This is a genomic window from Pseudidiomarina gelatinasegens (assembly GCF_004025325.1).
Taxonomy (GTDB): Bacteria; Pseudomonadota; Gammaproteobacteria; order Enterobacterales; family Alteromonadaceae; genus Pseudidiomarina; species Pseudidiomarina gelatinasegens.
The window spans coordinates 63,820-89,695 of the sequence record NZ_RSFE01000002.1 but is presented as its reverse complement, the minus strand read 5'-3'; the positions used below and the strand labels follow the sequence as shown (position 1 = coordinate 89,695).

The 25,876-nt window shown below is 48.5% G+C and carries 25 protein-coding genes; 11 read left to right on the top strand and 14 right to left on the bottom strand.

The window, feature by feature from the left end; all coding sequences use genetic code 11:
• The first annotated feature begins 5 nt into the window (after positions 1-5).
• A complete protein-coding gene (locus tag EGC76_RS02645; RefSeq protein WP_128351767.1) occupies positions 6-1,028 on the top strand; it encodes a zinc-binding alcohol dehydrogenase family protein in 1,023 nt (340 codons plus the stop codon).
• 10 nt (positions 1,029-1,038) lie between these two features.
• Here EGC76_RS02645 and EGC76_RS02640 read toward each other — a convergent pair whose 3' ends face one another.
• A complete protein-coding gene (locus EGC76_RS02640; protein ID WP_128351476.1) occupies positions 1,039-1,479 on the bottom strand; it encodes a hypothetical protein in 441 nt (146 codons plus the stop codon).
• 137 nt (positions 1,480-1,616) lie between these two features.
• On the opposite strand from EGC76_RS02640, the gene EGC76_RS02635 reads away from it, so the two are divergent.
• From EGC76_RS02635 to EGC76_RS02625, 3 genes are read left to right on the top strand one after another with little or no spacing between them, the layout of a single operon-like run.
• The gene (locus tag EGC76_RS02635; RefSeq protein ID WP_128351475.1) at positions 1,617-2,762 is read left to right on the top strand and encodes an efflux RND transporter periplasmic adaptor subunit; all 1,146 of its coding nucleotides are present in this window, start codon (positions 1,617-1,619) and stop codon (positions 2,760-2,762) included.
• A gap of 3 nt (positions 2,763-2,765) precedes the next feature.
• Positions 2,766-5,873 carry an efflux RND transporter permease subunit gene (locus EGC76_RS02630; protein WP_128351474.1) on the top strand — a complete coding sequence of 1,036 codons (3,108 nt, stop codon included), beginning with the start codon at positions 2,766-2,768 and terminating at the stop codon, positions 5,871-5,873.
• 26 nt (positions 5,874-5,899) lie between these two features.
• The gene (locus tag EGC76_RS02625) at positions 5,900-6,466 is read left to right on the top strand and encodes a DUF2937 family protein (protein ID WP_164876781.1); all 567 of its coding nucleotides are present in this window, start codon (positions 5,900-5,902) and stop codon (positions 6,464-6,466) included.
• On the opposite strand, the gene EGC76_RS02620 is transcribed toward EGC76_RS02625, so the two are convergent.
• The 5 genes from EGC76_RS02620 to EGC76_RS02600 form a co-directional block, all read right to left on the bottom strand.
• Positions 6,463-6,810 (bottom strand): hypothetical protein, encoded by a 348-nt coding sequence (locus EGC76_RS02620; RefSeq protein ID WP_128351472.1) that lies wholly within the window; start codon positions 6,808-6,810, stop codon positions 6,463-6,465. The two genes, EGC76_RS02625 and EGC76_RS02620, sit on opposite strands and share 4 nt — an antisense overlap.
• Positions 6,811-6,862: 52 nt before the next feature.
• The gene (locus EGC76_RS02615; RefSeq protein ID WP_128351471.1) at positions 6,863-7,381 is read right to left on the bottom strand and encodes a YgjV family protein; all 519 of its coding nucleotides are present in this window, start codon (positions 7,379-7,381) and stop codon (positions 6,863-6,865) included.
• A gap of 67 nt (positions 7,382-7,448) precedes the next feature.
• Complete coding sequence (locus EGC76_RS02610) at positions 7,449-9,122, bottom strand: M28 family metallopeptidase (RefSeq protein WP_342772167.1); 1,674 nt, start codon at positions 9,120-9,122, stop codon at positions 7,449-7,451.
• Positions 9,123-9,132: 10 nt separating this feature from the next.
• A complete protein-coding gene (locus EGC76_RS02605) occupies positions 9,133-9,570 on the bottom strand; it encodes a DUF192 domain-containing protein (RefSeq protein ID WP_128351470.1) in 438 nt (145 codons plus the stop codon).
• 116 nt (positions 9,571-9,686) lie between these two features.
• Positions 9,687-10,652 (bottom strand): DUF4382 domain-containing protein, encoded by a 966-nt coding sequence (locus tag EGC76_RS02600; RefSeq protein ID WP_128351469.1) that lies wholly within the window; start codon positions 10,650-10,652, stop codon positions 9,687-9,689.
• A 201-nt stretch (positions 10,653-10,853) separates the two neighbouring features.
• On the opposite strand from EGC76_RS02600, the gene EGC76_RS02595 reads away from it, so the two are divergent.
• Together EGC76_RS02595 and EGC76_RS02590 are read left to right on the top strand one after the other, a co-directional pair.
• Positions 10,854-11,783 (top strand): gluconeogenesis factor YvcK family protein, encoded by a 930-nt coding sequence (locus EGC76_RS02595; protein WP_128351468.1) that lies wholly within the window; start codon positions 10,854-10,856, stop codon positions 11,781-11,783.
• Between the two features lie 9 nt (positions 11,784-11,792).
• Positions 11,793-14,444, top strand: coding sequence for a M14 family metallopeptidase (locus EGC76_RS02590; RefSeq protein ID WP_128351467.1), 2,652 nt, complete (start codon positions 11,793-11,795; stop codon positions 14,442-14,444).
• Positions 14,445-14,456: 12 nt separating this feature from the next.
• On the opposite strand, the gene dcd is transcribed toward EGC76_RS02590, so the two are convergent.
• Positions 14,457-15,047, bottom strand: a complete 591-nt coding sequence (gene dcd / locus EGC76_RS02585; protein WP_128351466.1) for a dCTP deaminase — start codon at positions 15,045-15,047, stop codon at positions 14,457-14,459.
• A gap of 26 nt (positions 15,048-15,073) precedes the next feature.
• Complete coding sequence (gene apbC / locus EGC76_RS02580) at positions 15,074-16,156, bottom strand: iron-sulfur cluster carrier protein ApbC (protein WP_128351465.1); 1,083 nt, start codon at positions 16,154-16,156, stop codon at positions 15,074-15,076.
• A 117-nt stretch (positions 16,157-16,273) separates the two neighbouring features.
• Between apbC and metG the strand changes: the two genes are divergently transcribed.
• The 4 genes from metG to msrB all read left to right on the top strand — a co-directional run bounded on the left by metG (position 16,274) and on the right by msrB (position 20,385).
• Positions 16,274-18,304 (top strand): methionine--tRNA ligase, encoded by a 2,031-nt coding sequence (gene metG, locus EGC76_RS02575; protein ID WP_128351464.1) that lies wholly within the window; start codon positions 16,274-16,276, stop codon positions 18,302-18,304.
• A complete protein-coding gene (locus tag EGC76_RS02570; RefSeq protein WP_128351463.1) occupies positions 18,304-19,494 on the top strand; it encodes a class I SAM-dependent rRNA methyltransferase in 1,191 nt (396 codons plus the stop codon). The genes metG and EGC76_RS02570 overlap by 1 nt, the downstream gene beginning before the upstream one ends.
• 61 nt (positions 19,495-19,555) lie before the next feature.
• Positions 19,556-19,930: a histidine triad nucleotide-binding protein gene (locus EGC76_RS02565; protein WP_128351462.1), complete on the top strand. Its 375-nt coding sequence runs from the start codon at positions 19,556-19,558 to the stop codon at positions 19,928-19,930.
• A 5-nt stretch (positions 19,931-19,935) separates the two neighbouring features.
• A complete protein-coding gene (gene msrB, locus EGC76_RS02560) occupies positions 19,936-20,385 on the top strand; it encodes a peptide-methionine (R)-S-oxide reductase MsrB (protein ID WP_128351461.1) in 450 nt (149 codons plus the stop codon).
• A gap of 18 nt (positions 20,386-20,403) precedes the next feature.
• Here the strand turns inward: msrB and ggt are convergent, their stop codons facing one another.
• On the bottom strand, positions 20,404-22,203 hold the full coding sequence (gene ggt / locus EGC76_RS02555; RefSeq protein WP_128351460.1) for a gamma-glutamyltransferase: 1,800 nt from the start codon (positions 22,201-22,203) through the stop codon (positions 20,404-20,406).
• Positions 22,204-22,318: 115 nt separating this feature from the next.
• Here ggt and EGC76_RS02550 point away from each other — a divergent pair, with 115 nt between their 5' ends.
• Positions 22,319-22,951, top strand: a complete 633-nt coding sequence (locus EGC76_RS02550; RefSeq protein ID WP_128351459.1) for a rhomboid family intramembrane serine protease — start codon at positions 22,319-22,321, stop codon at positions 22,949-22,951.
• An 11-nt stretch (positions 22,952-22,962) separates the two neighbouring features.
• Here the strand turns inward: EGC76_RS02550 and EGC76_RS02545 are convergent, their stop codons facing one another.
• The 5 genes from EGC76_RS02545 to ihfB form a co-directional block, all read right to left on the bottom strand.
• Positions 22,963-23,268 (bottom strand): ComEA family DNA-binding protein, encoded by a 306-nt coding sequence (locus EGC76_RS02545; protein ID WP_128351458.1) that lies wholly within the window; start codon positions 23,266-23,268, stop codon positions 22,963-22,965.
• 126 nt (positions 23,269-23,394) lie between these two features.
• On the bottom strand, positions 23,395-24,093 hold the full coding sequence (pyrF, locus tag EGC76_RS02540) for an orotidine-5'-phosphate decarboxylase (protein ID WP_128351457.1): 699 nt from the start codon (positions 24,091-24,093) through the stop codon (positions 23,395-23,397).
• Positions 24,094-25,251, bottom strand: a complete 1,158-nt coding sequence (gene lapB, locus EGC76_RS02535) for a lipopolysaccharide assembly protein LapB (protein WP_128351456.1) — start codon at positions 25,249-25,251, stop codon at positions 24,094-24,096.
• Positions 25,251-25,511 carry a lipopolysaccharide assembly protein LapA domain-containing protein gene (locus EGC76_RS02530; protein ID WP_164876780.1) on the bottom strand — a complete coding sequence of 87 codons (261 nt, stop codon included), beginning with the start codon at positions 25,509-25,511 and terminating at the stop codon, positions 25,251-25,253. The genes lapB and EGC76_RS02530 overlap by 1 nt, the downstream gene beginning before the upstream one ends.
• A gap of 77 nt (positions 25,512-25,588) precedes the next feature.
• Positions 25,589-25,876 carry an integration host factor subunit beta gene (gene ihfB / locus EGC76_RS02525; RefSeq protein WP_281277714.1) on the bottom strand — a complete coding sequence of 96 codons (288 nt, stop codon included), beginning with the start codon at positions 25,874-25,876 and terminating at the stop codon, positions 25,589-25,591.

Below are 25,876 nucleotides of genomic sequence, written 5' to 3'. Positions count from 1 at the left end.
CAACCATGAAAGCTGTAGGTTACGAGCACTGTGGGACAATTGACGCAAAAAATGCGTTAGTTGACGCTGTAGTCCCAGACCCGGAAATCGGGCCCAACGATATTTTAGTCGCCGTATATGGTATTGGGGTGAACCCCGTTGATACCAAAATACGTTCGCGCCGCGAGCCAAGCTCGGGACAGCTTGCTATTTTAGGCTGGGATGCAAGCGGAACAGTATTAAGTGTTGGCGAAAATGTTTTCGACTTCAAAGAAGGCGATGATGTTTGGTATGCAGGCGCGTTGACGCGACAAGGCAGCAATGCACAGTATCAAGTTGTTGATGCGCGTATTGTCAGTAAGAAGCCGCAAACCCTTAACTTCGCAGAAGCTGCGGCCATGCCACTAACCTTCTTAACCGCATGGGAACTGCTTTTTGACCGCTTCCGTTTAGACCGCGATAGCTCAGCTACACTGCTGATAACCGGCGCGGCCGGTGGCGTTGGTTCTGCAATGCTGCAATTAACTAAGCTATGCAATAATATCACCGCAATTGCGACAGCTTCACGTGCAGAATCACAACAATGGGCGACCGACATGGGCGCTGACATTGTCATTGATCATACGCAGCCCCTCGCCGATCAACTGCGCAAGCACGGTATTGAACAGGTTACGCATGTAGCAAGTCTGACCCATACCGATCAGCATTTTGCCGCACTGGTTGAGTTACTTGCACCACAAGGTCACTTTGCGCTGATTGATGACCCTGAACAGCCGCTTGATATTAAGCTAATGAAACAAAAGAGTTTGGCGTTACATTGGGAATTCATGTTTACGCGGTCATTGTTTGAAACGCCAGACATGCACCGTCAAGGACAAATTCTGCATGAAGTGGCCGAGCTAACTGATGCCGGTAAGTTAGTTACAACCATGACCTCACATTTTGGCGAGCTCAACGCAGAAAACCTGCTACGCGCTCATCGTCAGCTCGAGTCCCATAGCACTATTGGTAAAATCGTATTAGACGGCTATAACTTGCCCTACGACTAACCAAGTTGGGTTACTTGCAGTCGTCAGCGGTGAAGCGAAGTTCAAATAACTTCGCTTCATTGCGATCTAAATAACGAATCTCTAAAAAATCTGCGTTTTCGCGGTAGTAGCGTAATGAATCGCTGCTACAAAACGCACTTCGCATGGCAGGCTCAAGCTGTTCGCGAACGCTCTCTACGTCATGTTGATAACGATCAACACCGACCAAGCTGTAAACAAAGCGCATTCCGTAATTACTCACCTCAGCCCGCTCGAATCGCGTTTGTCGGTCGAGCAATTTCGGTAAATCACGATTCAACTGACCCGAGCGTTCCAGCAGCTCCTGATACAAATGGTTACGATTCTTCGTTGAACCAACTGCGCCCCACTGCACCGCAATAATTATGGCGATGCTAACGACTATCACCGCTGAAAAACCTATGAGTAACTGGCGTTTAGTCGAGATTGTCATAAACTTATATCCATTATTTGCACCATTTTTATTGATTGCACGTATCGAAAATATCGTTGTTACTCACTTACAAACATACATGAATGTATGTATAATTATCGCCATCAAAAATCATTAACAAAGCACGAGGTATTTCCATGCAACAACGTTTTCGTAAGCCTTTGTTCGTATCTGTTTTAGCAAGTTCTATATTACTTGCTAGTTGTGGCGATGCTGAGCAAGCTGGTTCAGGCGCCGGCCAGCAACAACAAATGACTGTGGGTATAGTGACCATTGCCAGTCGTAGTGTTGATTTAACCACTACTCTTCCTGGGCGCGCAAGTGCGTTCCGTGTGGCGGAAGTACGCCCGCAAGTAAACGGCATCATGAAAGAACGCCTGTTTGAAGAAGGCTCAATGGTCACAGCAGGTCAACAACTGTACCAAATTGACGCCGCCATGTATCAAGCTGAGCTTGCTAGCGCCGAAGCTGAAATTGCCCGTGCCAAAGCCGCCGTTAAAGCCAGCAAGTCGCGTTTTGAGCGTAGCAAAGGCCTTTTGAATGATAAAGCCATTAGCCAACAAGATTTTGATGAGGCCGAAGCGGCCTACTTGCAAGCTGAGGCTCAGTTAAAAGTTGCGGAAGCAAACCTGTCACGCGCCCAACTTAACCTTGAGTATACCCGTGTTAAAGCGCCAATATCAGGGCGTATCGGGCGTTCACAACTTACCGAAGGGGCGTTGCTCAGCGTTGGTCAGGCGCAAGCTTTGACCACCATCACGCAGCTTGACCCTATTTATGTCGACATTGCTCAAAGCACCAGTGATTACCTTAAATTGCAGGCTGCAATAACTGATGGGCGCATTGTTACTGATGATGACAACCGCGCTGAAGTCACAGTTCGCGTTGGTGAAGACGGTAATTATAGTACTACCGGTGAATTACTGTTCAACGAAGTAACCGTTGATCCGCAAACCAGCGCGATTACGCTCCGTGCACGTTTAGAAAACGCCAACCACTCTATCCTACCGGGCATGTATGTGCGTGCAGAAGTTGGCACCGGTGCTCTACAGAATGCTATTTTGGCCCCGCAAACGGGTGTAACCCGTGACCCTCGCGGCCGTGCCATTGCCTTTATCGTTAACGAAAAGGGTGAAGTGGAGCAACGATACTTAACCGTTGAGCGCACAGTCGGCAGTGATTGGGTTGTTACTGACGGTTTAAACGTTGGCGACCAAGTCATTGTCGAGGGCCTGCAGAAAATTCAGCCCGGTATGCCTGTCAAAACTGAAGAAGTGAAGTAAATCATGGCAAAGTTTTTTATTGATCGCCCAATATTTGCTTGGGTAATCGCGATTGTGATCATGCTTGCAGGCGGGCTTGCGGTAACGCAGCTACCTATCGAGCAGTATCCGGAGATCGCGCCACCTTCTGTGCAAATTAACGCCAGTTATCCTGGTGCGACTGCGGCCACCTTGGAAGAAAGTGTTACGCAGGTTATTGAACAGAATATGAATGGTATTGATAACCTGAAATATTTTTCTTCAACCAGTGATTCGGCAGGTAATGCCAGCATCACCTTGACCTTTGAAGCCGGCACCGACGCAGATATCGCGCAAGTTCAGGTGCAGAATAAGCTGCAACTTGCCCTGCCCTTACTACCGCAAGCCGTGCAAGATCAAGGTTTAGTCGTCGCCAAGTCAAACAACTCGTTTTTGCTGGTTGCCGCATTAATATCTGACAACCCGGACATCGACCAGATTGACTTGGGTGATTACATTGCCAGCAATATGCAAGACCCGATTAGCCGTACCAAAGGTGTTGGTAATGTGCGCTTGTTTGGTGCGCCTTATGCAATGCGCATTTGGTTAGACCCGGACAAACTCGTGCGTTACAACATGAGTACCACCGATGTTGTTCTGGCATTACGTGAACAAAACAACCAAGTAGCAGCTGGCCAGATTGGTGGCACCCCGGCGGTTGAGAATCAACGTTTAACGGCGTCAATTATTGCACAAACACGCCTTGAAACCGTGCAGCAGTTCAACGATATTTTATTACGAGTCAACCCTGACGGCTCAAAGGTTACCGTTGCCGATGTAGCTGAAGTTGAACTCGGTGGCCAAAGCTACGGCATTGTCGCGCGCTACAACCGACAACCAGCCAGTGGTCTTGCAGTAAACTTAGCTACCGGCGCGAACGCGCTAGATACCGCTGAAGCGGTGAAAGCAAAGTTGGCTGAACTGCAGCAGTTCTTCCCAGAAGGCGTTGAGTTGGTGATTCCCTATGACACCACGCCCTTCGTAGAGATATCGATTCAGGAAGTGGTCAAGATTCTGTTTGAAGCGGTGATCTTGGTGTTCATCCTGATGTTTATTTTCTTGCAGAATTTACGGGCAACGATTATTCCTTCGTTGGCTATTCCAGTCGTATTGCTCGGTACCTTCGGCATCATGTCGGTGCTCGGGTTTTCCATCAACACTTTGACCATGTTTGGTCTGGTGCTCGCTATCGGCTTGTTGGTGGACGATGCCATTGTTGTGGTTGAAAACGTTGAGCGCTTAATGAGTGAGGAAAAACTCTCGCCGCGCCAAGCCACCATTAAATCAATGCAACAAATAACCGGTGCTTTGGTTGCTATCGGCCTGGTTATGGCAGCTGTATTCGTACCCATGGCGTTCTTCGGTGGCTCAACCGGTGCGGTGTACCGTCAGTTCTCAATCACCATTATCTCAGCCATGTCGCTGTCAGTATTGGTCGCGATAATCTTCACGCCATCACTGTGCGCAACCATTCTTAAGCCTTTAGATCATACCCATGAGCCTAAAGGAATATTAGGTTGGTTTAACCGCATGCTCGACCGCGCAACCAATAAATATACCAACTCGGTGCAGTCAATCATTAAGCGTAGTGTGCGCTTTGTGGTGATTTACCTGGCACTTGTGGTTGTTGTCGGATTCCTGTTTGCGCGTATGCCAAGTTCTTTCATCCCGAATGAAGACCGTGGTGTATTTTTGACGCAAATGCAATTGCCGTCAGGTGCAACGCAAGAACAATCACGCGAAACCATGACCAAAATAGAAGACTACTTCCTTGATCAAGCTGAAGGTATTCGCTCAGTCTTTTCGGTTGTTGGTTTCAGCTTTAGCGGCCAAGGTCAAAACTCAGGATTAGCGTTCGTACGTTTAACCGATTGGGATGAGCGGACCTCCCCTGAGCTACAAATTGACGCAATTATTGGCAGCGCGTTCGGTTACTTTAGTCAGATTCGTGAGGCCATGGTATTTGCCTTTAATTTGCCATCCATTCCGGAGCTCGGCACCGCCAGTGGCTTTAACCTGTATCTTCAGGACCGCGGCGGGCTTGGCCATGAAGGATTATTAGAAGCACGGAACCAATTGCTGGGCATGGCTGCTCAGGAGCCAATGCTAACCGGTGTGCGTCCGAATGGCTTAGAAGACACCGCGCAACTGCGTATTAATGTGGACTATGAAAAAGCCAAAGCGCTTGGCTTGAGCATTAGCGATATCAATGCAACCTTGTCGAACGCCTTTGGTACCACCTACGTGAACGATTTTGTTGACCGTGGCCGGGTTAAAAAGGTTTATATGCAAGGTGTTCCAGAAGCCCGCATGACCCCTGATGATATCGGGAAATGGTATGTCCGCAATGCCAGCGGTGACATGGTGTCGTTTTCATCATTCGCTGATACCGAGTGGGACTTTGGCCCACAGCGCCTTGAGCGCTATAACGGTGTTCCAGCAATGAATATTCAAGGCGAAGCAGCACCAGGCTATTCTTCGGGCGATGCAATGTTGAAAATGGAAGAGCTTATTGGTCAATTACCTACCGGTATCGGGTATGAATGGACTGGTATTTCTGTAGAAGAGCGTACCTCCGGCGATCAAGCGCCATTGTTATATGCGCTGTCATTGCTCATTGTGTTCTTATGCTTGGCAGCACTTTATGAAAGCTGGTCGATTCCATTCGCGGTTATGCTTGTGGTACCACTAGGTATTCTCGGTGCCGTTATCGCAGCCACCCTGCGCGGTTTGGAAAACGACGTGTATTTCCAAGTGGGTCTATTAACCACTGTCGGGGTTTCGGCACGTAACGCGATTCTAATTGTTGAATTTGCGAAAGATTTACAAGCCCAGGGCAAAGAGTTGCTGCAAGCAACCTTGGAGGCAGTACGCCTGCGCTTACGCCCTATTTTGATGACCTCATTAGCCTTCACCTTTGGCGTGTTGCCACTGGCGCTATCTACCGGCGCTGGTGCTGTGAGCCGTCAAGCCATCGGTACTGGTGTCATTGGGGGTATGCTGGGCGGTACAATACTGGCTATCTTCTTCGTACCTCTACTGTTTTATATTGTGCGGCGTAATTTCCCTCCGAAGCCGCCGTACGAAGACTAGCGGCTTTCAATAGGAACGTGCTAAGGTTGAGTGGTGTTTCATCACTCAACCTTTTTTATATGCTGCATCGTTATTTTGTGATTGTGTTGGCGCTAGCAGCTGTGCTGCTTGGTGTGCAACTGCCTAACTTCATTACCCAATATCAACAGCGTTTAGATGCGCAGTTGACTGAAGCTATGGTCTACTACAAAGAATACCAACGCATTGCGGATACCTACCTAGACGGCGATATGAATGCATTGATTAAAATGCATGAGCAGAGTGATAACCCCGTTTTTAAAGAAGAAGCCACCCCAATTCGCGAGCTCATTCGACGCGTTGATCTCTACCGTCACGAGCAGCAACAGCTTTCACAGGGGTATTTAAAGCAGATTTGGTTTATTGCTACGGCTGCGAACCCAAAAATGCGTGACAACACGTGGCGTATGTATAGTTTTAACGTACCGCTAACACGCCAGGCGGTATTGACGGGCATTATTGCTGCACTGCTAGCGGTGTTGTTATTTGATGGCTGCTGGGGCGGTTGTAAGATGGCCTATCGGCGCTGGGCACGGCGACGTGACAAACGCCACCCGCATCGGCACGTCCGTTAACGGCGTGGACGTGTATCGTCGTCTTTAACTTCGTATTCACCTTCGATAACACCGTCGTCTTGACGATTTCTTTGATGCTCACGTTGTTGTTGATACTGCTGCTGAGCTTGTTTTTGGGCTTCGCGGGTCGCTTTGGTGAACTGCCACATTTGCTTCATTTGGCGACGCTTGCGCCACATCAGCGGCAATAATAATATCCAGCCGAACAACAACAGCATTAACCCCATCGCTAAACCGATAAGCAATAACATACCGAACAGCAGCCAGCTGAGAATAACCATGAGCGGATTTGCGCCAGGTTGCGGCTTAACTTTTTGCTGCCATTGTTTAATGTAGATCAACATAGATAACCACTTTGTTCGTTAAAAGACCACGCCTATGAACACTATATTGGGATCATTTAGGCTCAGACAAGCGTTCACTGCGACGATCTTGTAACAATTTAAGAATGATGCTGGTTAGATTGACAATATTGAATACAGTTCCCGAAACACTCCCTACAACTATCGCATAGGCTAAGCCGAGTAGCTCTGCAAGCAAGAACCAGCGGCGAATGCGGGTGGGGTCATTTAATACAATGGAGCCAACCGTAAAGATAATCGAAGATATATAAGCTAACAGTAATGGTATAAGCGGTTCATGATTGCTTAACTCCCAGCCAAAAAAAATGAAATTTATCGCAACGAAACCCCACAACACAATAGGGCCACGCCAACGCAGTGCAATCACGTTACGCACTACCGCCATTGCCGTTACTACGCCGCCTGCTACCGCACCCAGCATAAAGAAATGCACAGACAAAGCGCCTAACGCGCAGGCACTGACGATGCGATATCGATTCGCGGTGGTCTGCCGGTAGGCGATAAAATTAGCGATTAACGCAAGTAATCCAAAAAATTCAGCAACAGATATCACAATTCACCCGAAAAAAAACGGTAATGAAAGCACGCTGCCTTCATTACCGTTTGTATGAAACCTACAATTACTTACGGTCCGCTGCACTTGCGTCACGAATACCGCGAAACTCGTTGCCCGAATACCAATTAGGCCAGTCGTCGCTATTCGCTAATTCTTGCCCTACCCAGTAATAAAGCCACAAATCTTGCTGAACACCGCGCAAGTCCCACTCGGGGTCGAACTCATCCGCTGGTTTGTGATAGGCCACTTGCACGTATTCAGCGCGCTTCTGCTTACCATATTCTTCACCAAACTCAATGTGGTCGTTGCCGCCTTTGGCATACAGCATAGGTACACCGCGCTTAGCTAGATTAAAGTGATCTGAGCGATAGAATGAACCAGCCTCTGGAGTTGGCTCAGGCGCAATATAACGATCCTGATGCTCAACATACTTGGCCAGGTACTCTTCCATTTCAGAATTGCCATGCCCGACTACAACCATGTCTTTCATTGGGCCGTATACGTTCAGCACATCAGTATTAATACCACCAACCGCTTTGCTTAGTGGCAACATTGGGTTGTCCGCGTACCAATCCGAACCTAATAAGCCACGTTCTTCGGCAGTTACCAACACAAACACCACTGAACGTTCAGGTTGCGGCTGGCTTGCAAAAAATTCAGCTAACGCCATAACCCCAGCAGTTCCGCTGGCGTTATCTTGTGCACCATTAAAAATGCCGTCATCAGGGTTCACCGGGTCAACGCCCATATGGTCCCAATGTGCCATATAAATAACGTGTTCTTCCGGTTTTGATTTACCTTCAATGTAACCAATTAAATTCGGTGAATCGAGGTAATCAAATTTAGTCGTAACACTTAACGACATACCCGTTTCTAACGGCACTGGCGTAAAGTCAGCTTGTTGAGCTGCGGTACGCATTTCAGCGTAGCTGCTGCCGATGCGCGCAAACAATGCGTCAGCGCTTTCCTCGGTGATCCAACCCTCAATCGCAACGCGGTCCATGTTTTTGTTGTCACGCGCTAAATCGAATCGCATTGGTGAACCACCGGCAATAACGCCCCAGCCGTAACCTGCCGGACCTGTTTCATGAATCACAATTGCGCCAGCGGCACCTTGACGGGCGGCCTCTTCAAACTTGTACGTCCAACGTCCGTAATAGGTCATGGCATTGCCGTTAAATACTTCAGGATCTTGCGTGTCATAGCCAGGATCGTTTACCAGCATCACTACAGTTTTGCCTTCAACATCAAGGCCTTCATAGTCATTCCAGCCAAACTCTGGTGCCACAATACCGTAACCAACAAAAACCATTTCGCTATCGGTGAGTTCAATCTCTTCTTGAACACGAGGGCTCCATGCCATCATTTCTGTGCGATAATCAAAGGCTTCTAAATCATCGGTATTAAAGTTCATTGCCGACACTTGCGTTGGCAACATGCGTACCAAAGGTACCGGTTGCTGGTACGAATCATTTTCAGCATCGTAGGGTTTTAGGCCCCACTCGCGGAATTTCCCTTCCACAAATGCAACGGTTTTCTTCTCGCCTTCTGAAGCGGGCGCCCGCCCCTCAAATTCGTCAGAACTTAGGGTTTGTAGATAGTCCGTATAGTTTTCATTAAAGCTATACGGATCGACATTTGCATGCGGCTGCTCGGTTGTCTGATTTGTTTGTTCTGCTGGGCTGCACGCAGCGAGCACAAGCCCTGCTGCAGCGAACACCGAAAGGTGTTTCATCATGTTATTCCCCTTATTCACAGCGTTTAAATTTACGCCCTAGATTTATGTTATAGCGTTCAAAATAGCCTTTGTTTAATTCAACCGCACTGTAATACGGCACGCCCGGGCGGTAGGCTGGGCACAAGTTTGGGTCAATACTCGGGCAAGGCTCCATAGTAATAATAGAGACAATTTCCATATCTTTGTTTAAATATGCGATATCTAACGGAATCCGAGTATTGTACATCCAGAAGCCAGCGCTGCCTGGGCGCTCATCTTGGTAACGAAACCACATACCGGCGTGGGCCGCTAACTCATCTCGCGCCATTAACCCACGTGCGCGACTTTCAAATGTGTCAGCAATTTCAACCTGAATACGATGATCATGCCCTTCAATACACAGCTCGGTCGCTGCCGCTGCGTGAGCAAACCAAGGTAACAGCAGTATTCCTATCCAAAATGGTTTCATAGGTCACCTATGTAATGACTATCTTATTGAGCAGACTTAGTATCGCCTGAATGGCGTCAGAAAAAAAGGCAAAAAAAAGCCTCCAACTAAGGAGGCTTAACGGGAGCGACGATCACTTACTCAATAGTTACAGTGGTTACCGTACCATCGGCGTTTACCGTCACATTTTGCGCACTGACAAAATTAATGGTGTCATCAACTTCAGGATCATCTGAAGTGTCGCAGGTCCAAGCTACCGTATAATCGCCAGTAGCAACGAAACCGATTTCAAAGTTATAAGCGGTTGCGCCATCAAAGGTCACCCCAGTTGCAGTATAAGGTTCTGCTGCTTCGCTACCGCCAAAGTCAGCCATGGTGTCCAGCGCAACATCGGCTCCTGAATAAAGGTACACAGCCGCAACTGACTCGCTGGTATCCGTTGGCGCAACTGTGCACTGATTATCAATCAACAGCGCTTCAGCCAAAGTACCTTCAATGTGGCCAACTTCCATGTTATCAACTAAACGCACGCCACGAGGCTTAAGGAAATAACCTTCTTGCCCTACTGGATTAACTAAAGCCTGACGTAAATCAAATTCAATGGTGTAAGCAACATTGCTACCCGCATCAAGCGTAAAGCTATCGAACTTCAGTTCGTTTGAAGGAACTGACAATGGAATGCGCGTATCACCTACCAGCACATATGAACCTTCAGCCATTTCTAGGCGTAATTGACCATAGTTACCGGCAGGAACTTCAACACCGGCAAGCAAGTCTTCTGACTCAGAACCTGTGAATTCAAACAAGTTAATGCCACGCGTATTTGGAATCACATCGCCGTTGGCATCCAGACACGCATCGTTCGCCTCAATGGTGTTGGTATCTTCACCAATGGTAAAGGTTTGCGGCCCTTGCGCGTTACCAACTAGCTCTACGCTATGAAAACATGCCCAAACCTCATCAGCGGCATCCACAGGCGCATCACTAATCGCCAAGCTGAACATTGCTGTATTCGAGTCATCCGAATCTGAGCCACATGCTGCAACCAATGTTGATGCTGCAATCACCGCAGCCAATGTCGTAAGTTTTCGATTTGTTAACATAAATCACCTCTTGGATTATGAAAGTTGCATAAGGTATAGCATAGCGCGACATACTACATGCGACTTTTACTTGCCCTTTACCTGCTTTGTCGGCAAGACGTCTATTCATGTCGAATTGCAGGCTCTAGGCACCAGAATCATTGATTGTGTCCGGAATCCAGCTTAAAGTAGCCCTATTGATAAAACCAACATGAAGACAACATGACCCAACAAAACGCAGAGCTTAAGTCGCTGCGCCCCGCTCCGCACGCCATATCGAAATTACGCTGCGTAACTGCTATTGGTGGCGGTCACGGCCTTGGCCGCGTCCTCTCCACACTGGCTTTTTTAGAACGCCGATTAATTGGCATTGTGGCCACAACCGACGACGGTGGTGCCAGTGGTATGTTGCGCCGTAGCCACGAATGTATCGCCTGGGGCGACATTCGCAATTGTCTGTCGCAACTGGCGCAGCACCCTCTGGCTGCTGACGTTCTCAATTATCGCTTTTCCTCAGAACATGAATTGCACGGCCACAACTTGGGAAATCTATTGCTATACACGCTTGATCAAGTGAGTGCACGGCCGCTAGACGGAATTCAATTGCTTAGTCGGTTGTTGAACATCAATACCCGTTTATTACCCATGTCAGAAATGCCGGTCGACCTCGTCGCAGCCACGCATGACGGGCTAGAGTGTTTTGGTGAACTGCACGTTGATGGGCTGCTGCATATGCCACAAAAGTTGTCTTTATCTCATGCGGTTACAGCAACACCGGAAGCGTTAGCGCACATTCGCCGCAGTGAACTTATCATTTTAGGCCCCGGTAGTTTTCTTACTTCGGTGATGCCGCCGCTGTTGGTAGATGAATTCGCGCAAACTATCGCAGATAGCAAAGCACCGGTCATATTTATTGATAATCTGGCAGCAGAAAATAGTCCGGCGGGCGAATTACCAGTCAGCCAGCGCTTACAGTGGATGACGGAACAGCTCGGTATGCCGTTAGTTGATGCAGTGATAACCAATCACCCCGACCAACAACTCAGCGTACCGGTTTTTAATCACGTAAACGCTGCAACTGAAGCACCGCAACGCCATGAACCCAATTCATTACTTGCAGCGCTGAATGCTGCAGTTACGCACTTTAGTTAAGGAACCTCTATGCGTTTTAAACAGTTACTTGCTGCCTCTTGTGTTTTAGCAGCCCTGCAACTTCCTGCCCAAGCGCAGTCACTGGGGCTTGATGTTGCTTACGACACGACAGTACCAACGTTAGAACAAGCCCTTGGATACCCTGCGGGCTCGCGTATCAGCAGCCCAGACGCTATTGAAGGGTATTTTAAACAATTGGCTGAAAGCTACCCTGACCGCGTAAAGCTTGAATACTATGGGAAGTCATGGGAAGGCCGTAACCTTTATTATGTAGTGATTTCAAATCCAACCCACATTGCCAATTTTGCAGAATATCAGCAAGGCATGAAACAACTGAGCGCTGCTGACTCAACCAAGGCGTCAACTGCACAAAACCTCATTAAAACACTGCCAGCAAGCGTTTGGCTGTCTTATGGCGTGCACGGCAATGAGATATCTTCGCCTGAAGCCGCTATGTTAACCGCGTACCACTTGGTTGCTGCCACCGATGATGCCACCAAGAGTTATCTCAATAACGCCATGGTGTTTATTGACCCGGTACAAAACCCTGATGGTCGCTCACGTTTTGTGTCGCGTTATTACATGACGACCGGGCTTGAGCACAGTGCTGATCGCAATTCAGCCGAGCACAACGAGCCATGGCCTAGCGGACGCTCAAACCACTATTTATTTGATCTTAACCGCGACTGGCTCGCGTTAACGCAACCAGAAATTAGCGGTCAAGTTGATGCGTTGCTGGAAAATATGCCGCTGGTTTTTGTCGATTTACACGAAATGGGTGGCGATACCAGTTACTATTTTACCCCCGAAGCCGACCCGTACAATCCGTTGATCACGCCAAAACAACGGGAAACTTTATGGGCCATTGGCGAAAACAATGGCCGTTGGTTTGATCAACGCGGCTATGACTATTTTACCCGTGAAATTTTTGATGCGTTTTATCCTGGATATGGCGCCAGTTGGCCGCTCTATCACGGCAGCATTTCCATGACTTACGAAATGGCTTCGGCCCGTGGTCATGTATTCCGTACCAAGGATGGCGAAATATTAACTTACGGTGATGGTGTTCAACGTCACTTCGTTGCATCTATGGCAACCATTGAAAGTGTTGCCCAGCAACGCCAACAACTGCTGCAAAACTTCTGGAACTACCGCGAACAAGGTATCGAGTTAGGCAAAGAGAGTAAAAAACGTGTTTATCTGTTCTCAGGTCAAAACGATGCTGCGGGTACCCAACGTCTTTCAGGCTTGCTAACGCGTCACGGCGTTGAAGTTCAACAAGCCACCGAAGCCTTTAATGTGTGTGGGGTAGACTACCCTGCTGGCAGTTTCTGGGTCGATTCAGCGCAGCCTGCGCACTATATGGTTCGTACCTTGCTCGACCAAGAAATCGCAATGGACGATGACTTTCTTGCTGAGCAAGAACGCCGCCGCGCCAATAACTTGCCCGATGAAATTTATGATGTAACAGCTTGGTCGTTACCGCTGATGTTTAACCTTGACTACCAAACCTGTAACCGAGTTCCTCGCGCCGACAGTATGGTGGCCTCGGGTGACTTGATTAAACCGGGTAAAGTTATCAATAAAGACGCGCAAGTGGCTTACATTGTGCCATGGGGCGATATGAACGCTGGCCGTTTCCTGACTGCTGCGCTGCGTGCTGGTAATACCGTAAAACGTGCTGACATGGCGTTCACACATAAAAGTGGACAACGCTACCCTGCCGGGAGCTTAGTTCTAACTCTAGCCGAAAACCCAGAGCTGGCGTCCAACATTGAACAAATGGCGGCCACCACCGGTGCAACCGTAATTGGTGTGGACAGCAGTTGGGTAACAGACGGTCCGAGTTTCGGTTCAAACAACACCAAGCGTGTTCATGCGCCGAATATTGCGATGCTTTGGGACGAGCCGGTATCAAGCCTCAACGCTGGACACACCCGTTTTGTACTTGAGCAACAATTCGGTTATCCAGTCACCGCAATGCGGGCGAAGCAGCTCTCTGCAGCCGACCTCTCACATTACCAAGTACTGATTGTACCGAGTGTTTACGGTAAATTGGATGCGGCATTTGGTGAGCAAGGTAACGAGAACATCACCAAATGGGTTGAACGCGGCGGTGTGTTAATCACGCTTGGTAATGCAACCCAGTGGGCCGTTGAAGGTGACTTGTTAAGCAGCGCACTTGAGCGTGTCATTAGTGAAGACCCTCAAGGGCACGGTACCGAAAAGCGTGTTGATGGTTTGGTTATTGAGTCCAAAGAACAACTCATGCACTACATTACGCCAGATGCTGCTGATCCGTACTGGACATCAGGTGTTCTGACCAATCTCGATGTGGACCAAGAACATTGGCTGAGCGCTGGTGTGAAACCAAACTTAGTAAGCATTACGGTTGGCAATCAAATCTATCGCCCGCTCAGCATTGAGCATGGACGTAACATTGTGAGCTATTCAGAAGACGTTTTAGCCAGTGGCTACTTGTGGGCCGAGAACAAGAAGCAGTTGCAATATAAGCCTTACTTAATGTGGCAACCGCGTCAGAAAGGTATGGTGATTAGCTTTACCCAAGAGCCAACTTATCGTGCGTACTTGGATGGTTTAAATGTATTGCTATTAAACGCTATATTCGGAGGTGCCGCTCACGCGACACCACTGCGTTAATGGCGTTTTAAGCTACTCTTCCTTGTCGGCGCCAATGCGGGATGCAACGGCGCCGCGCTGATCTTTATATTTTGCGTCTTTACGCTTGCTGTAAGGGCGCAAACAATCTTTATCAAGTAATTCAAAGCTCAATGCACCAATTTTCATCAGAGGCCGTAACGCCAACGGCAATTTCCCGCTATTGAAGAACTCTAAGACCACCTGCCCTGACCAACCTGGGTCAATCCGATGCGCAGTTACGTGCACCATCAAACCCAAACGAGCCAACGATGACCGACCATCGAGCCAACCCACCATATTCGCTGGTAGAGTTACCGACTCATGCGTTACCGCCAAAGCAAATTCACCCGGATGAATAAAGAACGCCTGGTCAGGTGTTAACACAATCGCGTCACTCATGACCGACTTAATTGCGCGATCAATTTCTTCACGCGGCCCGCTGATATCAATAAAGGCCGCGGCATGATCCTGCAACACCCTAAACTCATTACCTAAGTGAATATCAACTGTTACGCCGCTAATGTCTTCTGAAAGCGGTCGAGGCTCTAATCCGATGCGACCATCGTCGAGGTATTCTTCTATTTGACCATCCGTTAAACGCATGAGGGCAAATTCTCCTTGTTATTATTCTAAGCTTTGCGCTTTTTAGAGGCTTGGCGATAAAGTTCGACCGCCAATTTATAGGCACTGTCTTTCATCAGCTTGCTTAATGGCGCATCGGGCTGGGTAGCAACGAGTGGATTACCTTCATCAAGACCAGCACGTATACGTGCATCTAAAGGCCACTGCCCCAACAATGGTACTTGCTCTCGCTCAGCAACGCGAACGCCACCGTCAACACCGAAGATAGCATCTTGATGTCCGCATTGACTACACTGATAGTAACTCATATTTTCCAGCAAACCGGTGATTGGCACACCAACTTTGCGGAACATGGTGATGCCTTTTTCGGCATCAGCAAGCGCCACAGTTTGTGGTGTGGTGACAATAACTGCCCCGGTAATCGGTAGTTTCTGTGCAAAAGTAAGCTGAATATCACCGGTACCCGGTGGCATATCAACAATCAGATAGTCGAGTCGCGGCCACTTGGTGTCACGAAACAATTGCTGCAATGCCGCGCTAGCCATTGGACCACGCCAGATTGCAGCGTCTTTGGTATCAGTCAGGTAGCCTAACGAGCTGGCCCAAATACCGTGCCGCTGATGCGGGATCATTTTTTGTTGCGCGTTAATTTCCAATTTTTGTTCTTGCCCACCCAGCATGGTAGGCAGCGACGGACCGTACACATCCGCGTCTAGAATACCAACATTGGCACCAAGCTGCTGTAATGCGAGCGCCAATTGCACGCTGACTGAAGATTTACCCACACCGCCTTTACCGGAAGAGATAACAATCACATTACCAAAGGTCATTGGCAGGTCAGGTTGAGAATTGGGTAGTTTTTCGATTGCTAATTTTAGCTGCCACTTTAACTGGCCTAAATCGGCATCAGCACGCAAGGGCTCGAGCACGCGCTCATCCGCTGCGAAGGGTAAGGTTAACGTCGCATTACCTGCTTCGATGTGAACCCAGCTAGATGGAATCGGTGCACCCCACTCAGGCAACGCTACACGTTCAAGCGCCGCAGCGAGTGCTTGTTCCGTAATTAAGGGCGCGTTCGACTCGGGTGCAGCGGTGTCGGGGCTTTTGGATTTTTTAAAACGACCAAACATTAATTTCTCCCGCAACTGGCATGAACCCCGCATGATACGGCTAGTTCGGCTGGATTGCCAGCGCTGATTCAGGTACACTTCAAGGCTTTCAGCAACTCGGAATTAATGGATAAATTCATGCCGACAGCAACCCGCAAAATACTGGTGACTAACGCACTACCATACGCCAATGGCCCTATTCATATCGGCCATATGTTGGGCTACATACAAGCCGACATTTGGGTGCGTTTCCAAAAACTTCGTGGCCATGAATGCCACTATGTGTGTGCTGATGATGCGCACGGCACCCCTATTATGCTTAAAGCGCAGCAACTTGGTATTGCGCCGGAGCAAATGATTGCCGATATGAATGCTGCACACCAAGCAGACTTTGCTGATTTCCATGTTGCGTTTGATCACTATCATTCAACCCATAGTGATGAGAACCGCGAACTAGCTGAACTCATTTATACGCGTTTGCGTGATAACGGTTACATTAAAACCAAAATCATCGAACAGCTATTTGACCCAGAAAAAGAGATGTTTCTGCCTGACCGGTTCGTAAAAGGTAGCTGTCCAAAATGTGGTGCTGAAGACCAATACGGCGATAACTGTGACGTGTGCGGTGCAACCTATGCACCAACGGAATTAAAAAATCCTAAATCTGCTGTTTCCGGTGCGACCCCCGAGCTGCGCCAATCAGAACATTACTTTTTTGATTTGCCGGCATTCGAACAAATGCTCAAAGAATGGACCCGCTCTGGTTCATTGCAAGACGAAATGGCCAACAAGCTTAATGAGTGGTTTGAGTCAGGATTACAAATGTGGGACATCAGCCGTGATGCACCTTATTTCGGCTTTGAAATCCCTGATGCCCCAGGCAAGTATTTTTACGTATGGTTAGACGCACCGATTGGCTATATGGGCAGCTTCAAACACTATTGCAATACCACCGGTAAGGCCGATTTTGACAGCTATTGGCAGGTTGGTAGCGATGCCGAGCTTTATCATTTTATTGGTAAAGATATCATCTATTTCCATAGCCTGTTTTGGCCAGCCATGCTCAAGGGCGCTGACTTCCGTCAGCCAACCAATGTGTGGGCGCATGGGTTTATTACCGTGAACGGCACCAAAATGTCGAAATCGAAAGGCACGTTCGTTATGGCACGCACCTATCTGGATCATCTTGACCCCGATTATCTGCGTTACTATTTTGCCGCCAAGCTGACCAATCGCATCGACGACCTTGATCTCAACCTCACCGACTTTGCCCAGCGTGTGAATGCTGACCTCGTGGGTAAAGTGGTCAATATTGCTAGCCGTTGCGCTGGATTTATTAGTAAGAAATTCGATGGCAAACTGGCAGATACAATTACCGACACGACCCTGATTGATGAATTCAAAGCGGCTGGCGAAGGCTTTGCCCAAGCTTACGAGAAACGTGAATTTTCTAAAGCGATGCGCGACATCATGGCGCTTGCCGATAAAGCAAACTTCTATATTGCCGAAAAAGAGCCATGGCAGTTAATTAAAGATCCTGCTAAAGCTGCAGAGGTGCATGAAATTTGCTCAATTGGCATCAATTTATTCCGCCTGTTGATGATTTACCTTACCCCAGTGGTGCCAGCGCTCGCAGAGCGCGTGCAAGCCTTCTTGAATGACTCATTCACTTGGGAAAGCCATCAGGAAACTTTAGTGGGCCACAGTATTAGCTCGTTTAAAGCGCTCTTACAACGCATTGAAATGGATAAAGTAAACGCTATGATTGATGACTCAAAAGCACAAGACGAAACAGCTCCGGCAGTTACCAGCAACGGTGAACTTGAGCGTGACCCTATCAGCGCCGAAATCAGCTTTGACGATTTTGCTAAAATTGACTTGCGCATTGCACGTATTGCCAATGCCGAACACGTTGAAGGCGCTGATAAACTGCTAAAACTCACACTCGATATAGGCAGCGAAACACGCCAAGTGTTTGCCGGCATTAAGTCTGCCTACGATCCAGAAAAACTGATTGGACAACACACGGTCATGGTTGCCAACCTCGCCCCACGTAAAATGCGTTTTGGCATGTCAGAAGGCATGGTACTTGCAGCTGGCCCTGGTGGCGAAGAGCTCTATATTCTCAATCCGCACGATGGTGCTAAACCAGGGATGCGGGTTAAATAATGGTCGCTACCGTTCACCTGCATGCAGGAAAAGAAAAATCACTGCGCCGCTTGCACCCTTGGGTATTTAGCGGCGCAATCGCTCGTGTGAAAGGCCAACCGAATGCCGGTGAAACAGTATCCATCCATAGCGCCGAAGGTGACTGGTTGGGCTATGCCGCTTGGTCGCCACAATCACAGATTCGTGCACGAGTATGGAGTTTCAATCAAGGCGAAACCATCAACGCTGAGTTTTTCAATAAGCGCATCGCGGGTGCAAAAGCGTTGCGTGATGGCCTGCAAATAAATAGCAACGCCTACCGTGTAGTCGCCGCAGAGGCAGACGAACTGCCCGGTGTCACAATTGATAAATACGATAACTGGTTGGTGTGTCAGTTATTGAGCACTGGCGCTGAGTATTGGCGCGATGCCATCGTTGCTGCGTTGCGTGCTAACTTTCCGCAATGCAATATTTATGAGCGCTCAGATGTCGATGTGCGCCGCAAAGAAGGCTTAGAGCCGCTGGTTCAAGTTCTGTATAGCGCCGATGGTGAACTTCCCCCTACTACGTTGTGGATTGAAGAAAACGGGCTGCAACTCGGTGTCGACATTCAATCCGGTCACAAAACGGGCTACTACCTTGATCAACGCGACAGTCGTGCTGCCATTCAAAAGTATGTGCAGGGTAAACGCGTGCTCAATGCCTTTAGTTATACCGGCGGTTTTGGTTTGTATGCTGCTGCAGCGGGGGCAGAAGAAGTGGTTAACCTTGACGTTTCAGCACCTGCACTTGCGCAAGCAACAATTAATCATGAACGCAATGATTTGCCAGTGGCCAACTTGGTTAACCGCCAAGAAGATGTGTTTGAAGCGCTACGTAGCTTTCATCAGTCTGGACAGAAATTTGATGTTATCGTGCTTGACCCGCCTAAGTTTGTGGACAGCAAAGCCAACTTAACCCGCGCATGTCGTGGCTACAAAGACATTAATCGGCTTGCTTGTATGATCCTGAAGCCTGGTGGCACCCTCTTCACGTTTTCATGCTCAGGCCTGTTATCCGGTGATTTATTTCAAAAAGTAGTAGCTGACGCAGCGCTGGATGCCAAGCGTCCATTGCATATTATTGAGCATTTATTTCAGGGGGCTGACCACCCTGTGCGTACTAACTTTCCTGAATCGCTATATTTAAAGGGTTTGGTACTTCGCGGCTGAGTCCGTTAGTATTGTTTGTACATAATGACTCACGAAATATCTCGCACTAAGGTGGTTTAGCATGAGCACAGCAACAATTTTCGATAAAATCATCGCGAAAGAAATTCCAGCTGAGATTGTCTATGAAGACGAACTCAGCTTGGCATTCAAAGACATTAACCCGCAAGCACCCGTGCATTTGCTGATTATTCCCAAGCAACGCATTGCAACCATCAATGATCTTGAAGAACATGATCGTGAGTTGGTTGGCCACCTGTATATCGTTGCCGCGCGTTTAGCGCAGCAATTTGGTTTTGCCGAAGACGGTTATCGGGTGGTTATGAACTGCAATGAAGACGGTGGGCAATCGGTGTACCATATTCACCTTCATTTGCTAGCGGGTTTAACCATGGGCTGGCCCCCGTTCGCCAATAACCGCCCTAAGCAATTAGGTTAGCCGTTATGGCGCGTCCACCATTCAAAAAGCCTAGTGCGGCGGAGTTAAAGCAACGTCTTTCTGACATGCAGTACTATGTTACGCAACAAGATGGCACCGAACCGCCTTTCCAAAACGCTTACTGGAACGAACAGCGGCGCGGAATTTATGTCGATATCGTTAGCGGTGAGCCGCTCTACTCATCCAACGACAAGTTCGATTCAAGTTGCGGCTGGCCGAGTTTCACCAGAACCATTAGCGACGACGTAGTCGCCACAAAGAATGACTTGAAGTTCGGCATGGTTCGCACGGAAATTCGCAGCGCTCAGGCTGATTCTCATTTAGGGCATGTGTTTGATGATGGCCCCCTACCATTAGGCACGCGGCATTGTGTGAATTCAGCTGCAGTGGAATTCATTCCACTTGAAGAGATGGAAGCGCGTGGTTATGGCGACTGGATCGCTCACATTAAGTGAACGACCCAGCCTTAGCCCTTATTTATTTCCAGCAGCAATACCTTCCCGACGTGGGTCGGCGCCACCATACAAACGCCCATCAGATAGCAAGCTAATACCATGTAAGCCGCTATTTAAGTCTTGTACGCGCACCTGATGCCCACGCTGACGCAACGCTTCTGCTAGACCTTCTACCTCGGTATTGCGTTCTAAGCTGGTCACCCCGTTTAAATTCGTTGCGTGCGGTAAATCAATAGCAGCTTGCATATCGAGATTCCAGTCCAATAGCGCCACCAGTGTTTGCGCAACATAATCAATGATGCGCGCACCGCCGGGTGAACCTAAGGCGTGTACTGGCTGCCCTTCATCATTGAACACAATCATCGGTGACATTGAGCTGCGTGGCCGCTTGCCCGGTTCAACACGATTGGCAACAGGTTGTCCGTCAACTTCAGGAACAATTGAAAAATCAGTGAGTTGGTTATTCAGCAAAAAACCCGCCGCCATCACACCTGAACCAAAGCCCATTTCAATGCTAGCGGTCATGGAAAAAACGTTACCCTCAGCGTCCACAATACTCACGTGTGTGGTATTCGGTAGTTCGGGTGATTGGTCATCGGCGTAACTGTATTGAGTGAACACGCCCGCTTCAGCCGCGCCCATGTCACGCGCGCTAATCAGTTGCGCACGTTCGCTCAAGTAGCTCTTGTCGAGCATTGCGGCAACCGGTACATCAACGAAATCGTTATCAGCAATGTACCGATTACGATCAGCGAATGCCAAACGTGAAGCTTGGGTAAAATGATGCACAGCATTCTCAGAGTTAACCGCCCATTGCCCTACAGGAAAACTCTCCAAAATGCCAAGAATCTGCAGTACGGTAACACCGCCCGAGCTTGGTGGCCCCATACCACAAACCTCATACACACGATATTCGGCACAGACTGGCTCGCGCATCTTCGCGCGATACTGCATGAGGTCATCGTGGGTTAATTTACCGGGGTTTAGTGGCGCGTTCTGTACCGCATCAATAATTGCATCCGCAACGGGGCCCTGATAAAAACCATCCGCGCCATTGGTCGCGATCAAGCGAAGCGTTTGCGCGTAGTCTGGATTCTTTTTAACAGTGCCCGCCTTTAAGGGTTCACCATTTGGATAAAAATAACTATTGCCTGGCGCCATAGCCAACAAGCCAGGGCTAAGTTCTAATTCAAGCAAACGTTGCAGCCGTTGCGATACCACAAATCCATTCTCGGCAGCATCGATGGAGCTTGCAAACAAGTTCTGCCAAGGCAATTTACCCCATTGCGTATGCGCCAACTCAAGTCCACGAACAATCCCTGGCGTACCGACAGAGCGTCCACCTGTTACGGCATCCATGAAGCTTTCTGGTGGTTGGCCTTGAGCATCTAAGAACAACGCAGGAGTTGCGCTTAAAGGTGCCGTTTCACGCGCGTCAATGGTATAGAGTTTCTGGTCAGCAGCGTGCCAATACAAAATAAACCCTCCACCACCTAAGCCGGACGACTGCGGTTCAGTTAGCCCCAGCATGGCTTGCACAGCAACACCTGCATCTATGGCGCTACCACCAGCCGCAAGTATCTGTTCACCTGCTTTAGCTGCGGCAGGCGTCGCGGCGGCGGCCATATGCTGAGTTGCATACACGCCAGATTTTTCAGTAAAACCCGTGGCAGCTTCTGGGTCAGCTGCAGTTTTTACTGTTTCTGATTTAGGTACTGGTTTTGATTCTGGTTTTGGCTCGGGTTGCGCTGCTTGTTCAGTGCACCCAAACAGTGCAGTTGAAAGCACGAACAGAACGAAAAACAACATGTAGCGCATTGTTATTATCCTTATACACGGCAAAATATAACGCGAACGTTTACAGCGAAAGTCATAACCATCTATCATACGTAGACTCACGCTATTGAACAACGATAAATCCCAGAGGAACCGCATGTCAGAACGCCTCCAAGTTATTATTTGCGCGCTGGTTATTGCCATGACTGCATTGTGGCTGCCCTACTACCAACTTGAAGCTGGTTCCCTATTGAACCAGTATGACTATGCGCGCTCCGAAGTCTGGCAGCAGCCATGGCGAATTCTCACCGCACATGTGTTTCATCTCGACGCAACGCATGCCATTTACAATGCAGTAGGACTGCTTATAGTCACCGCTTTATTTGCCCAACATTTTACCGTGCGTACATGGTTCAACGCGCTCGCCATCATTGCCCTTGTATGTGTTATCACTATTTGGCTTATTGGCCTTCCTGAACGTTTTGTGGGCCTCTCAGGGCTTATTCACGGGTTGTTGTTAACGAGCTTGCTGCTGGAGTGGTCAAAACAAGGTTACGCCAAAACTGACTGGCTATCGCCTTTGGCAATCGGCTTATTGTGTTTCAAGGTTCTGTTGGAAATGCTTAATCTCATGCACAGCAGCGTATTGCTGAGCGCAGGCGACGAGTTTGGGTATATTCATTTAGGGGGCTTACTCGGAGGTATTGTTGCATGGCGCTTGCATAGAAAACGCCTGGCTTCGATTGCAGCACAACCGAAGCCAGACGCGTCAACAACGCACAATGACTAACGCCTAGTCGGTTACAGCACAATGCGTTCTTTGTTTAAATCAAGCATACGCGGGCCAATTCCTTTCACTTGCATCAATTGATTGATATCAGTGAATTGGCCCAACTGATTACGCAGCTCAATAATATCCTTGGCACGCTTGATGCCCACGCCTGTTAACCCATAAGCAAGCTGTTCAGCATCAGCCGTATTAATGTTTATTGGGTTAACTTGGCTTACCGACTGCACTGGCGCGGCAATTAAGGGGGCTGCTTGTAATGGCGAAATCAGTACCAGCGGCGATAGCATTGAAGCAAAAATTAATGTTTTCCGTAACATAACACTCTCCTAATTAACTAAAATGTTGCGGCGCTTAAAGCGCCACATACCATGCAAGATCAATAAGTTCGTGCATGGTTAGGAGTGTATCTGCTGGTACAAAATGTGGCTAAAAAATATAACGGATTAAGCCGTCAGCGATTGATTAATCGCATGTAGTGCGGCTACTGGGTCTTTCGCTTGCGTTATTGGCCGACCAATAACCAATACTTCAATACCTAGCGCAGCTGCCTCAGGCGGCGTCATAATGCGACGTTGATCGCCCTGCTCAGCCCCCACCGGACGAATACCCGGTGTAACACGAATAAAATCATGACCGCACGCATCAGCAATAGCTTGCGCTTCCCACGCTGAACAAACAACGCCGTCAAGCCCAGCCGACTTCGCCAATTGAGCTAAATGCAATACATGCTGTTCGGCAGAACTACGGATACCTATTTCACGCAGGTCGTCTTCGGTCATGCTGGTTAATACCGTCACGGCAATCACCAACGGTGGATTCTGCATATCGGCAACTGCTTCACGCGCGGCTTCAAGCATGCGTTTGCCGCCACTGGCATGCACGTTAACCATCCACACACCGAGTTCAGCAGCGGCACGCACTGCCTTTTTCACCGTGGTTGGAATATCGTGAAATTTTAAATCTAAAAATACTTTAAAGTCGCGTTTAACCAGCTCGCGAACAAAATCAGGGCCGGCACTGGTAAACAATTCTTTGCCTACCTTTAAGCCACATTCTTGCGGTGACAGTTTGTCGATCAAAGGCCACGCTGATTGTGCATCGGCATAATCAAGTGCCACAAAAACGGTTGTTTGCGCTGTCATTTATTCTCCATCTAAACCAATAATAGGCTTAATCTCGCCCCATGTACGGCACGACGGGCAGTGCCAATACAAGGTACTTCCTGAAAACCCACAATGCCTACAGCGATACTTCGGCCGCTGTTTCATTTGCTGTTGCACCATGCGTTGTAGCATTTTTAAACTATCACGGGCTTTACCTATGTCCGCCGCGCGAATATGAAAGTCCATCAGTTTATGGAAACCCTTCATAGTTGGGTTTTCCATCAAGGTGTTCTGCACAAACTGCTCGGCGGCTTCAATGCCGTTTTCACGTGCGATCATTTCCGACAACATCACTGCCGCTGAGGTTGAATGCGCACTTTTTATGCACTTATGAAGAAACTGAATCAAACCACCGACATCGTCCAATTCATCGTAACAAGCTTTGATAAGCGGTAAGGCTTCACTAATAAATTCAGGGTCTTCATCCAAAATGCCAACCAGTAATTTCTGTGCCTTACGATACGCACCTTGGTTGTACCACATGCGCCCTAAGGCCAATGCTGCGCGAACACAATCCGGATCATGTTGGCGGGCTTTAAGATAATATTTTTCGGCGTGCTCCGTGTCATTTTGGCGTTCGGCAAGCTCACAATACAATTGCGCAACCAACACTTCGGCACTGCGATCGTAGCGCATCAATTTCAGTGCAACCTTTATCGCTTTATCCCACTCATGGGTCGACTCATACAATTCCAGCAAGTGACGTTGGCATGCCTCACGAAATTGTTTATCGCTCTGCAAAGCCAGCAGCATTTCTTCAGCACGGTCATAAATGCCCGCAGCTAAATAATCCAAACCAAGTTCGAACATCGCCTGGCGTCGCTCTTGCTCACTAATCGCCGGACGCGAGGTTAAGTTTTGATGAATTTTTATGGCGCGATCAAGCTCACCGCGGCGCCGGAATAACTTGCCGAGGGCCCAATGTGTTTCTAGTGTATCGGAGTCGACATCAAGTAACTCGATGAATAAATCGACTGCTTTATCGGGTTGATCAGAGAGGAGTAAGTGAAGACCAGTAACATACTGACGCGAGAACTGTTCTTGCTCTTGACGGTTTTCGTTGCGAACGCTGTTACGCCCCATGAACCAACCATAGGCAGCTGCAACCGGAAGCAGAAGAAACAGTAGCTCTAACATTACGGTGCGCTCTTAGAACTCACCAATTGTTTTTTCACCTTGCGCAGATCACGTCGTAACATGAGTTGCGCACCGAGCATGCTTAATAAACCAATAATAAAACCTAACGCTAAAAATATCGCAGCCAAGGTGGCAACGCTTACTTGTTGCTGAACCACGATAAAATCAACGGCGATTACGTGCTTATTGAGCGCGCCAAATGCTACTGCAATCAGAAATAGTATAATCAAAGGAAGGCTAACAAAAACGAATCGAATCATATTCTTTCCTGTCTCGCGCATATAAAAAAACGGCATGCTTACTATAGCATGCCGTTCTCGTTAACTCGACGTTAAAATTATCCGATATTATCGACCCGCTCTCGCAGTTCTTTGCCCGGTTTAAAGTGTGGTACGTATTTACCATCAAGCTGCACTTTTTCACCAGTTTTCGGATTACGCCCTTCACGCGGAGCCCGATAATGCAGCGAGAAACTTCCGAATCCGCGTATCTCGATACGCCCACCAGAGGCCATATACTGAGCCATCTGTTCGATAAGTTCCTTCACCGCATCTTCAACCTGACGCGGAGAAAGCTCGGGGTACAACTTCGTTAACTGGGAAATCAGTTCCGATTTTGTCATCAC

Bases quoted from the DNA above. Each gene is read 5' to 3' on its own strand.
- EGC76_RS02645 (WP_128351767.1), top strand. From the start codon at position 6: ATGAAAGCTGTAGGTTACGAGCACTGTGGGACAATTGACGCAAAAAAT.
- EGC76_RS02640 (WP_128351476.1), bottom strand. From the start codon at position 1,479: ATGACAATCTCGACTAAACGCCAGTTACTCATAGGTTTTTCAGCGGTG.
- EGC76_RS02635 (WP_128351475.1), top strand. From the start codon at position 1,617: ATGCAACAACGTTTTCGTAAGCCTTTGTTCGTATCTGTTTTAGCAAGT.
- EGC76_RS02630 (WP_128351474.1), top strand. From the start codon at position 2,766: ATGGCAAAGTTTTTTATTGATCGCCCAATATTTGCTTGGGTAATCGCG.
- EGC76_RS02620 (WP_128351472.1), bottom strand. From the start codon at position 6,810: ATGTTGATCTACATTAAACAATGGCAGCAAAAAGTTAAGCCGCAACCT.
- EGC76_RS02610 (WP_342772167.1), bottom strand. From the start codon at position 9,122: ATGATGAAACACCTTTCGGTGTTCGCTGCAGCAGGGCTTGTGCTCGCT.
- EGC76_RS02605 (WP_128351470.1), bottom strand. From the start codon at position 9,570: ATGAAACCATTTTGGATAGGAATACTGCTGTTACCTTGGTTTGCTCAC.
- EGC76_RS02600 (WP_128351469.1), bottom strand. From the start codon at position 10,652: ATGTTAACAAATCGAAAACTTACGACATTGGCTGCGGTGATTGCAGCA.
- EGC76_RS02595 (WP_128351468.1), top strand. From the start codon at position 10,854: ATGACCCAACAAAACGCAGAGCTTAAGTCGCTGCGCCCCGCTCCGCAC.
- EGC76_RS02590 (WP_128351467.1), top strand. From the start codon at position 11,793: ATGCGTTTTAAACAGTTACTTGCTGCCTCTTGTGTTTTAGCAGCCCTG.
- dcd (WP_128351466.1), bottom strand. From the start codon at position 15,047: ATGCGTTTAACGGATGGTCAAATAGAAGAATACCTCGACGATGGTCGC.
- apbC (WP_128351465.1), bottom strand. From the start codon at position 16,156: ATGTTTGGTCGTTTTAAAAAATCCAAAAGCCCCGACACCGCTGCACCC.
- metG (WP_128351464.1), top strand. From the start codon at position 16,274: ATGCCGACAGCAACCCGCAAAATACTGGTGACTAACGCACTACCATAC.
- EGC76_RS02570 (WP_128351463.1), top strand. From the start codon at position 18,304: ATGGTCGCTACCGTTCACCTGCATGCAGGAAAAGAAAAATCACTGCGC.
- EGC76_RS02565 (WP_128351462.1), top strand. From the start codon at position 19,556: ATGAGCACAGCAACAATTTTCGATAAAATCATCGCGAAAGAAATTCCA.
- msrB (WP_128351461.1), top strand. From the start codon at position 19,936: ATGGCGCGTCCACCATTCAAAAAGCCTAGTGCGGCGGAGTTAAAGCAA.
- ggt (WP_128351460.1), bottom strand. From the start codon at position 22,203: ATGCGCTACATGTTGTTTTTCGTTCTGTTCGTGCTTTCAACTGCACTG.
- EGC76_RS02550 (WP_128351459.1), top strand. From the start codon at position 22,319: ATGTCAGAACGCCTCCAAGTTATTATTTGCGCGCTGGTTATTGCCATG.
- EGC76_RS02545 (WP_128351458.1), bottom strand. From the start codon at position 23,268: ATGTTACGGAAAACATTAATTTTTGCTTCAATGCTATCGCCGCTGGTA.
- pyrF (WP_128351457.1), bottom strand. From the start codon at position 24,093: ATGACAGCGCAAACAACCGTTTTTGTGGCACTTGATTATGCCGATGCA.
- lapB (WP_128351456.1), bottom strand. From the start codon at position 25,251: ATGTTAGAGCTACTGTTTCTTCTGCTTCCGGTTGCAGCTGCCTATGGT.
- EGC76_RS02530 (WP_164876780.1), bottom strand. From the start codon at position 25,511: ATGATTCGATTCGTTTTTGTTAGCCTTCCTTTGATTATACTATTTCTG.